The sequence below is a fragment of the Streptomyces sp. XM83C genome, assembly GCF_023072675.1.
In the GTDB taxonomy this organism is placed as follows: Bacteria; Actinomycetota; Actinomycetes; order Streptomycetales; family Streptomycetaceae; genus Streptomyces; species Streptomyces thermocoprophilus.
Genome location: NZ_JALLGL010000334.1, coordinates 1 through 6,435 on the forward strand (window position 1 = coordinate 1; position 6,435 = coordinate 6,435).

The window sequence follows — 6,435 nt, forward strand, 5'->3', positions numbered from 1 at the left end:
GCTGCGAGCGGCGCTGCGGCCGGTCGGGGGAACGGGGCGGCGTGGGCACTGGGGGAACCTCCGGGCGGCGGCCGTACGCGGGATCCGTGAGCACGGTAGGCCGATACGATCTCCCGCCCGGTGCAGCGCACCCGGCACGGCGCCGCGCTGTCCCCCGTTCGCGGTAACGTGAGCCCCCTATGAACGCGAAGTCCGACGTGCAGCTCCCCGCCGTGTCCGTCATCATGCCCGTCCTCAACGAGGAGCGGCATCTGCGCGGAGCCGTCCAAGCGATCCTCGCGCAGGAGTACGCAGGCGAGATGGAGGTCGTGATCGCCCTCGGTCCGTCCACGGACCGCACGGACGAGATCGCCGCCGAGCTCGTCGCGGAAGACCCGCGCGTGCACACCGTGCCCAACCCGTCCGGCCGTACGCCCGCCGCGCTGAACGCGGCGATCAAGGCGTCCCGGCATCCGGTCGTGGTCCGCGTCGACGGGCACGGCATGCTCTCCCCGAACTACATCGCCACCGCGGTACGGCTCCTGGAGGAGACCGGCGCGCAGAACGTCGGCGGCATCATGCACGCCGAGGGCGAGAACGACTGGGAGCACGCCGTCGCCGCCGCGATGACCTCGAAGATCGGTGTCGGCAACGCCGCGTTCCACACCGGCGGCCAGGCCGGCCCCGCCGAGACGGTGTACCTCGGCGTGTTCCGGCGGGAGGCGCTGGAGCAACAGGGCGGCTACAACGAGGAGTTCATCCGCGCCCAGGACTGGGAGCTGAACTTCCGCATCCGGGAGGCCGGGGGCCTGATCTGGTTCTCGCCCGAGCTGAAGGTGTCGTACCGGCCGCGGCCCAGCGTGAAGGCGCTGGCCAAGCAGTACAAGGACTACGGCCGCTGGCGGCACGTCGTCGCCCGCTACCACGCCGGCTCCATCAATCTGCGCTACCTCGCCCCGCCGGTCGCGGTGTGCGCGATCGCGGCCGGCCTCGTGGTGGGCGTCACGCTCACCCCGTGGGGGCTCGTCGTGCCCGGCGGCTATCTCGCCGCGATCGTCGCCGGGTCGGTCCCGGCTGGGAAGGGACTGCCGCTGAAGGCGCGGCTTCAGATCCCCGTCGCGCTGGCCACCATGCACATGTCGTGGGGGTGGGGCTTCCTCACCAGCCCCAAGTCCCTGGCGCGCAAGGTCATCGCCTCGCGGCGGCCGGCCGTGCTCAGCGGCAGCACGCGGGGCTGACGTCCCGCGGGTGATCTCCGCCGTCCGACGCCTCGCGTCCTGACGCACCGGAGCCCGGACCGTCCGCACGGTCCGGGCTCCGGTCGTCGTCCGCGCAGGGCCCCGCTACCAGCTGTAGGCCGGGTCCACGTGCATGCACTGGGAGTCGTCGGAGGCGTTCATCGCGCCCGCCGACTCGGGCGTCCTGTCGTCCTCCTTCGGCGCCTTGTACGCCATACCCTCGCGCCAGTCGGCGCCGACGACGAGCGTCACCCCGGAGACCTCCGTGGACTTCGCCACCGCCTTCGCGGGGATGCCCAGCACCTTCGCGACGCGCTGTGCGTCGCCCTCCAGGTCGGCGCTCGGGTAGAGGATCTTCGTGGTCTTCTCCGCCGTCGCCGGGGACGTGTCCGCCACCGCCTGCTCGAAGCCCTTCCCGGACAGCAGCTCCGCCACCGCCGTCGCCCGGCCCTGCACGGGCGCGAGCGAGTCGGTGCGGGTGCCGTTGCGCACCTGTACGGCGATGTCGGCGTCCGGGGCCGCCGGGTCCTTCGGCGTCGGCGTCGGCGTCGGTTTCTTCTTGTCCTTGCCGTCGAGCGCCACATCGTCGCGGATCAGCCGGAACAGCTTGTCCGCGTCGGCGGTCGGCTGCACCCGCTCACCGACGTACTCGTTCGGCATCGTCGTCATCGTGATGCGGTCCGTGGGGACCTTCTGCAACTCGTTGGCCAGGTCGTACATCTTGGCGATCGTGCCGAGGCCCTCGTCCACGACGATCGCCTTCGTCGCCGCCTCGGCGAGCTTGCGCAGCTTGTTCGGGCTGGACAGCTTCGCGTTGGCACGCAGCTCACGCACCATCGAGTTCATGTACATGTGCTGCGCCTTGGCACGTGCCAGGTCGCTGCCGTCCTCGAAGCCGTACCGGGTCCGCAGCCACTGAAGGGCCTGCTTGCCCTTGACCGGGTGGGTGCCCTTCTCCAGCCGCAGACCGGAGCCGTGGCCGTCGTGCGTGTGCGAGTAGACGTTCGCGTCCACGCAGACCGGGACACCGCCGATCGCGTCGGCCATCGACACCACACCCGAGAAGTCGATCATCATGAAGTGGTCGATGTGGATGTCGGTGAGCTTCTCCCACGTCGCCACAGTGCAGCCCGGACCGCCGCGGCTGAGCGACTCGTTCGTCATCATGCGGCCGGTGGACGCCGGATACACCTTGCCGGTGTCCGGGTCGGTGCACTTCGGGATGTGCAGGAGCGTGTCCCGCGGCATGCTGACCACCGACATGTTGGTGCGGTCGGCGGAGACGTGCAGCAGCATCTGCACATCCGCGAGCGGCGGGCCGCCGAAGGTGTTCTTCGCGCCGCCGAGGGCCTGGTTCTCCTTGGTGTTCCGCGCGTCCGAGCCGATCAGCAGGATGTTCAGCGGAGTCTGACCGGCCGCGTTCGCCTTGCTCTTCGCCGCGCGGTCCTTCTCGTCGCCGAGGTTCAGATCGTCCTTGCGGATGTTGCCGTTCAGATGCTGGTAGTACAGGTATCCGGCGCCGGCCGTGCCGAGTATCAGCATCGCCAGCACCGTCGCCGACCAGCGCAGCACACGGCGTCTGCGGCGTCTGCGGTCCGTGCCGGGCACACCGCCGCCCTCGCCGTCACCGCCGCCGTGACGCCCGCCGCGGGGCTCGGTCTCCGGCTGCTCCGCCGCCTCGTCCTGCCGTACGTCGTGCTTCACCGGCGTCAGGGACATCGTGTCACCCACCGCCGGACCGTCCCCCCGCACACTGCTTCGCCCCACTTCTTGCCCTCCCCACCCTGCGCCGGGCACGGGTCTGTCCCGCGCCTGGGAAGACGCGGGACAGACCCGTCAGGTCACAGCCGTACGGCTGCTATTTGGCGCACTCGACCTTGTCCGCGGTTGACTGCCCTTGTACCTCCGGCGCCTTTACCGGAGCTGTGAGCGAGACACCCGCCCCCTTGTAGTCCTTGCCCAGAGTCAGCGTCATCGCGGGCAGACCCTGAGTGTTCGTCACGCTCTTGCCCGGCTTCAGCGCGGAACCCGGAAGCCCCATGATCGCGGCGAGCTTGCGTGCCTGGTCCGCCTGGTCGGGCGCGTACTCGAGCGTGGTCCTGCTGAGCGTCGTACCGGCGTTGCCCGCGTTCTCCGACTTGAGCACGCCCTGCTCGTTCTGCAGCCATTCGAGGGTCTTCTGCGCGCTCCCCTGCGCGGCACCCCCGTTGAGGATGCGCACCCGCACCTCGGAGGCCTTCGACTGAGTGCCCTTCAGTTTCGCCGCGTCGGCCTCGGCCGCGGCGTCCTTGGAAGCCTTCTCCTTCTTCTTGATCTCCGTGAACGACACGTCGTTCTTGATGGCGTCGTAGACCGCGGGGGCCTGCGACTCGTCGGGGATCACCGTCTTGCGGACGGCGCCGTCCGCCGGGTTGTCCCTGACCGGCAGCGTCAGGAAGGTCACGTTCTTCGGCGGCACCTTCTTCAGCTCCAGAGCGATGTCCTTGAGCGTGCTCACCTTCTTGATGGCGGTGTCGACGGTCAGCGCCGACGTCGCCGCCTCCGCCAGCTTGTACAGCTTGGTCGGGTTGGTGAGGGTGTCGCTGGAGGACATCTGCCGCATCAGCGAGCCGAGGAACTGCTGCTGCACCTTGATGCGGTCCAGGTCGCCCTGGTTGCCGAAGGCGTGCCGGGTCCGCACGAAGGCGAGGGCCTGCTCGCCCGAGACCGTCGACTCGCCGGCGGGCAGCCGCAGTTTGGACTGCTTGTCGTCGACGGCGTGCTCCACGCACACCTTCACCCCGCCCACCGCGGTCGACAGCTCCTTGACCGCGTTGAAGTCGGCCATCATGAAGTGGTCTACGTGGATGCCGGTCACCGCCTCGACGGTACGCATCGTGCAGCCGGCGTCCCGGCCGAACTGGCCGAGGCTCGTGTTGAAACGCTCCTGCTCGGTGCCGGGGATGACCTTCGTGGAGCCGTCCGGCTGCTTCGTCGGGCAGTCCGGGATGTCCACCACCAGGTCGCGGGGGATGCTCATCGCGGTCGCGTTCGACCGGTCCTCGGAGACGTGCAGCAGGATGTTCGTGTCCGCGTGACCGACGCTGCCCTTGTCGCCGTAGCCCTCGTTGCCCTTGCCGGTGCGTTTGTCCGTACCGATGATCAGGATGTTGAAGGCCTCGTCCTTGCTGAAGCCCTTCGAGCCCGCGTCACCGACGTCCGTCGCGTTGATGTTGCCTTCGAGGTGCTTCAGATAGAAGTAGCCGGCGGCGCCCGTGGCGATCAGGACGACGGCCATCGTGCCGCCCGTCCAGGCCAGCACCTTCTTCGCCTTCGACTTCTTCTTCACCGGCCGCCGGCCACGCCGGCCCTGCGGCGCCTCCGGCTGGCCGCCCCGGCGCCGGCGAGGCCCCGGAACGCCGGCGTCGCCGCCCGCGTCCGATGCGTGCTCCGCCGTGTCACGGCCGGGAGCCGCCGGGCGCGACCGCGACCCGGCCCCCGCCTGCGGCCCGCCGGGCCTGCCGGCTGCCCCCGCGGATCTGCCCGGTGCGCCGCCCGCGGCCCGGGAAGCCGGGTTCGGTGACTGGCGTGGTCCGGGGACCGGCGATTGCGGTGCGGAAGGAGTCAGTCGCAGTTCGTATTCACCGGTGTTCGGATTGAGCACCCACTGGTCTGCGGGGTCGATGTTCTCCGCCCGCCCACGGCCTTGCGCGTCCACGGTCGTCCGAATCCTCCGTCGGGCCCACGCGGCGCCTTTCCCCCTCCGAAGGCGCTCGGGTCGTCTCGGTCTGCCAGTACCACTCAGTTCGGTCAGTACGTCGGTCGCACCGCGTTCCGTACCTCGGTCGGTACTTCCTTCAGTGCCTCGTCAGTACTTCGTTCTGTCAGTGCTTCTCAGTGCACGGGCCCCAGGCGGACCTCGCGGCGCGGTGCACCGGACCGCTCACACTATCCGCCCAGTTCAGCGTCGAGCGACGGCGGTGACAAATTCCACGTCCCTACAACCGGGCAATTGCCTCATTTCTTGGAACGTGAGTTCGTCGTCTTGGGGAGGGCTTTACCCGCAGGTGTTCTCGGCGGCCGTGTTGCCGCGGAAAGCGGGGGCCGTGGACGAGTCGTCGGACGCGGTCGCATCACGGCCGTTTCTTCCGGAAGCGGGCGATTTCTTCCCGGACACGGTGACGGGCCTGTCCGTGCGCAGCAGTTGGAACAGCCGCTCCGCTTCCGGTTCCACGAGTTGGTCGCGATTGGCGTTGTAGACGTACGACTCTCTCGGAACGGTAAGGAATTGCACACGTTCCGTGGGGATGTTCCGTACGCCACGAACAAACTGGTACAAGCCGCGCAGGCTGGCCAGATCGGGGTCCGTGGTGAGCGACGACGTGGCCGCGTCCAGCACCGGATACAGCTTCACCGGATTCAGCAGGACGTCGTCGCTGCGCACCTTGTTGACGAGCGCCGCGAGGAAACGCTGCTGCCGGTCCATACGGTCGGTGTCGCTGCCGTTGCCCAGCGACTTGCGTGCCCGCACGTAGCCGAGCGCCTGCTCCCCGTCGAGCGTGACCCGGCCCGCCGGCAGCCGCAGCTTCGCCGCCTCGTCACGGATCGGGGCCGACAGGCAGATCTCGACGCCGTCGACGGCGTCCACCATCTCCTTGAACCCGGCGAAGTCGATGACCATGTGGTGATCGACGCGGACCCCCGTCATGCCCTCCACCGTGCGGATCGTGCAGGCCGAGCCGCCTATCTCGAAGGCGTAGTTGAACATGGCGAACATCGGCTCGCTGCGGGAGCCGTCCGCCTTCAGGCACGACGGCACGTCCACCATCAGATCCCGCGGTATCGACACCGCCGTCGCGCTGTCCCGGCCCGCCGACAGGTGCAGCAGGATCGTCGTGTCGGAGCGTTCCGTGCCGGTGTCCCTGCCGTACCTGCCGTTCACGCCGCCGGCGCGGCTGTCCGAGCCGATGATCAGGATGTTCTGCGCGTCCTTCACCAGGGCCGTGGGGCGCTCCTTCTCGTACCGGGCGAGCTCCGCCGCCGCGGCCTCGTCGGCGGTGATGTTCCCGTCGAGCCTCGCGTACAGCACGCCGGCGACGGTGGCGGTGCCGGCGAGCAGTACGACGGTGATGGCGGCGCCGATCCGCACCCAACGCCGCCTGCGCCGCCGGGCCAGCCCGGCGCCGGTGGCGGAGACGCCGACGGGGGTGCCGGCGGGGGTGGGGGTGCTGGTGGGGTC

The 6,435-nt window shown here is 69.6% G+C and carries 4 protein-coding genes; 1 reads left to right on the forward strand and 3 read right to left on the reverse strand.

Annotation, left to right across the window (positions count from 1 at the left end; translation table 11 throughout):
• Positions 1–179 precede the first annotated feature (179 nt).
• Positions 180–1,217: a glycosyltransferase family 2 protein gene (locus MTQ10_RS26295; protein ID WP_247472649.1), complete on the forward strand. Its 1,038-nt coding sequence runs from the start codon at positions 180–182 to the stop codon at positions 1,215–1,217.
• Between the two features lie 105 nt (positions 1,218–1,322).
• On the opposite strand, the gene MTQ10_RS26300 is transcribed toward MTQ10_RS26295, so the two are convergent.
• From MTQ10_RS26300 to MTQ10_RS26310, 3 genes are all read right to left on the reverse strand, one after another.
• Entirely contained in the window at positions 1,323–2,936 is a 1,614-nt protein-coding gene (locus tag MTQ10_RS26300; protein WP_247472651.1) for an LCP family protein, read from the reverse strand.
• Positions 2,937–3,075: 139 nt separating this feature from the next.
• Complete coding sequence (locus tag MTQ10_RS26305; protein ID WP_247472650.1) at positions 3,076–4,914, reverse strand: LCP family protein; 1,839 nt, start codon at positions 4,912–4,914, stop codon at positions 3,076–3,078.
• Positions 4,915–5,253: 339 nt separating this feature from the next.
• The gene (locus MTQ10_RS26310; RefSeq protein WP_247472652.1) at positions 5,254–6,372 is read right to left on the reverse strand and encodes an LCP family protein; all 1,119 of its coding nucleotides are present in this window, start codon (positions 6,370–6,372) and stop codon (positions 5,254–5,256) included.
• Positions 6,373–6,435: the final 63 nt, after the last annotated feature.